Here is a 3,235-nt window from a genome sequence, read left to right on the forward strand (position 1 = left end):
AGAAGAACGGCCTTAGGATGAGCCCCAACTAGTCGCGGTGCTTCTATCGCCCGCCCCATGCGTTTAATAGCGCAGCAGGGGCGGGCGATATTCGGCGTTTAGCGCCGGTAGCGTGGTGCGTTCTGCGGTTCGCACGGCATAATTGGCTTTGAGGATGCGCACCGGGTGGGTGCGTTCATGAATTGTAAGAGAGTAATAGACAATGTTTGAATCTATCCAGGTGCTACTGGATGAGCACGCTGATTTGCAGGCGCAGCTGGCGGATCCTGCGGTGCAGGCAAACCAGGGTAAGGCGCGCCGTGTGGGCCGTCGATACGCCGAACTGACCGGTATCGTGAGTGCTTATAACAAATACAAGGGTTTCAGCGATGACCTTGAGGCAGCCCGTGAGATGGCGGCCGAAGACCCCGAGTTTGCCGCCGAAGTACCCGTTTTAGAGGCTGAACTTGAAGCGGCGGGGGAGAAACTGCGCCGCCTGCTCATCCCGCGTGACCCGGATGATGGCCGTAACGTGATTCTTGAGGTAAAAGCTGGCGCGGGCGGCGACGAGGCGGCGCTGTTTGCGGGCGACCTGCTGCGCATGTACATGCGTTACGCCGAGCACAAGGGCTGGAAGACCGAGATTATTTCTTCGACTAGCACCGATGTTGGCGGCTACAAGGACGCCCAGATTGCTATTAAGGGCTCCTCGAATGAGCCTGCTGAGGGCGTGTGGGCGCACCTGAAGTATGAGGGTGGTGTGCACCGTGTGCAGCGTGTTCCGGCGACTGAGTCTCAGGGCCGTATCCACACTTCTGCTGCTGGTGTTCTGGTGTTCCCCGAGGTGGATGAGCCCGAGGAAATCGAGATTAACCAGAACGACCTGAAGATTGACGTGTACCGTTCTTCTGGCCCCGGCGGTCAGTCGGTGAACACCACCGACTCGGCGGTGCGTATTACCCACCTTCCGACCGGTATTGTGGTGGCGATGCAGAATGAGAAGTCTCAGCTGCAGAACCGTGAAGCTGCGATGCGCGTGTTGCGTGCGCGACTGCTGGCTCACCAGCAGGAGCAGATTGACGCTGAGAACGCGGCACACCGTGCTTCGCAGGTGCGTACTATGGACCGTTCGGAGCGCATTCGTACGTACAACTTCCCGGAGAACCGCATTGCGGATCACCGTACCGGCTACAAGGCGTACAACCTGGACGCTGTGCTCAATGGTGACCTGGAGCCTGTGGTTCAGTCCGCTATTGAGATGGATGAGGCGCACCGCCTCGCTCAGGTGGGCCAGGAACAGAAGTAGTCCTGTGCAGAAGTAGAAGTAGCTCTGTACAGAAGTAGTTCTGTATAATGTTCACTTGTTAGTGGCTTTGGGTTTGCGATAGCAGACCGATATAGGCGCGTGAGTTTAGCTTGTTTGCTGTACTCGCGCGCCTTTTTTGCGTCTATCGCCGGGTGCCAAACGGTGAATGACCAAACGCCGCGCGCGTTTGAAAGCTTCACCATAAACTGGAGATGTAGCTAAGCCTGGAGGTGTAGCTAAGACTGCAGGTGTAGCTAGCGTTGGCGGGGTTTATCGTGGGTGGTAGCCCCGGTAGCGGTGTTCTTTGAAAAACGAATAGAGAAAAGATGGAAGCCGCTTTAGGGGTGCCGGGCAGCGTAGTCCGGCACCGGTAATTTTTGATATTTCGATACTGATGATTTTTGGTTAGCTATTGAGCGAAAGGCAGAGAATATGGGCGTTATTGTTGACCTTCAACCGGGTGATGGAATCCTCGTCGAATTTCGCGACGGTAATGATGGTAAGGACGGCAGGGGACTAGTGGTTTTGGAAGTTGCTGCGGTTGAGGGCTCGAAGTTCTCGGCACGCTTGCTGAACCGTTCTCGTCTTGGTCGGACTGCCGATTATTGGGATGATCGGTACGTCTTTACCGGCGAGGTGAGGGAAGATGATCCCCTGAAAATTTGGTTGAAGTGTTACGACTGGGAAGGCAAGGAATTTGATGATTATATGTCGTTCAGGTATGCGTTCTATTTGGGGGCGCCCCTTGACCAGACTACTGTCACAATGATGACGAGGGACGGAATCGGCCGAGAAATTGTGTGCAGGACCGGAGATAACGTGCTGACCTCTGACGGTCCGCGCATTGTGAAGGCTGTTTACGAGAACGTGGTTGTGGTGAAGGACCATAACTATGTTTATCTCGGTAGGTATCTGCAGCGGAAGCTGAATTCCGATCACTGGCCGGATGCTAGGCATCAGCAGACCTGGAATTTTGGCGGTGCGGTGGCTTATATCCTGCCGATTACTCCAGAGGTGGCAGATTCTTTGGATGCTCTCAAGTATTCAAAAGAATATGCGGAACTTCAGGAGAGCTATCCGGAGCTTTTTGAAGGGGTGCATAGCGTTAGGAGTTTCTGGTTCCGCAGGTATTTTCCGCAGCTGGCTGATGAGCCGTATCCTTCCGAATTGCTGAATGCTACGGCACCTCAGATGCTGTTGGCGCTTGTGGATTCGGGGTACTTTTTCTACAAGTACACTGATCTTCCCTGCCCCGATATCGTTCACCCGGATGAACCAGCGAATGTTTACCTGTCCTGGTACGAGGAGCGAGATATGTGGCGTGACATGAGGCGATGGACAACTCGTGCGGTGGCTGACCGGCTGGAATCGCTGGCTGGTTTGCTGGGAGAGAAGACAGAGGAGACTACGCCGTTTGAGGTTTGTCTTTGGGAGGAAGCAGCCTACCTGAAGGACACCTACGAATACCAGGCAACCGGAATTGCTGGTGAAAAGTGCAACGAGGATTGCAACGACACCTGCTGGCGCTGTGGCGGAGGCGACCCAAACTATCGGGGTGAGGAACGCTGGTAGTAGTGCGGAGCGTCTACGGGGTATTCGCGTAGACGCATAGCGTAGGGGAGGGGGTGGTCGTGACAGGCTGTTGTGGCTGCCCCTCCACCCTCGGCATAAGCGAATTTTGTTGGGGATTATTGTCTTCTTTTGGAGGACGGATAGTCCGACCTGAGAAACTAGCTAACCGCATCGACGAACTAGGGAATCGGAGGAATGGTACTCTGTGAGGTGCTACTTAGCGAGGAAATATCGGTTGTGAAAGCAAACAATACGAGCTAGCGTAGCTGCCATTTAGGCTGTCCGACGGTAGTTCCTCTGATGAGGCTTTTCAGGACAGAAGAGAGCGTAAGGAGAGCTCATGAAGGTGAATGTGCACGACCCGCGCGGGGAAGAACT

General features: G+C 54.7%; 2 protein-coding genes. Both read left to right on the forward strand.

Annotated elements, in window-relative coordinates; all coding sequences use genetic code 11:
- Positions 1-202: 202 nt before the first annotated feature.
- Positions 203-1,285 (forward strand): peptide chain release factor 1, encoded by a 1,083-nt coding sequence (prfA, locus tag Q0216_RS03330; RefSeq protein ID WP_298592909.1) that lies wholly within the window; start codon positions 203-205, stop codon positions 1,283-1,285.
- Between the two features lie 432 nt (positions 1,286-1,717).
- Positions 1,718-2,857, forward strand: coding sequence for a hypothetical protein (locus tag Q0216_RS03335; RefSeq protein WP_298592911.1), 1,140 nt, complete (start codon positions 1,718-1,720; stop codon positions 2,855-2,857).
- Positions 2,858-3,235 lie beyond the last annotated feature (378 nt).

The organism is uncultured Rothia sp., from assembly GCF_937976295.1.
Classification (GTDB): Bacteria; Actinomycetota; Actinomycetes; order Actinomycetales; family Micrococcaceae; genus Rothia.

Coding starts and splice junctions, on each gene's coding strand:
- prfA (WP_298592909.1), top strand. CDS start 203: ATGTTTGAATCTATCCAGGTGCTACTGGATGAGCACGCTGATTTGCAG.
- Q0216_RS03335 (WP_298592911.1), top strand. CDS start 1,718: ATGGGCGTTATTGTTGACCTTCAACCGGGTGATGGAATCCTCGTCGAA.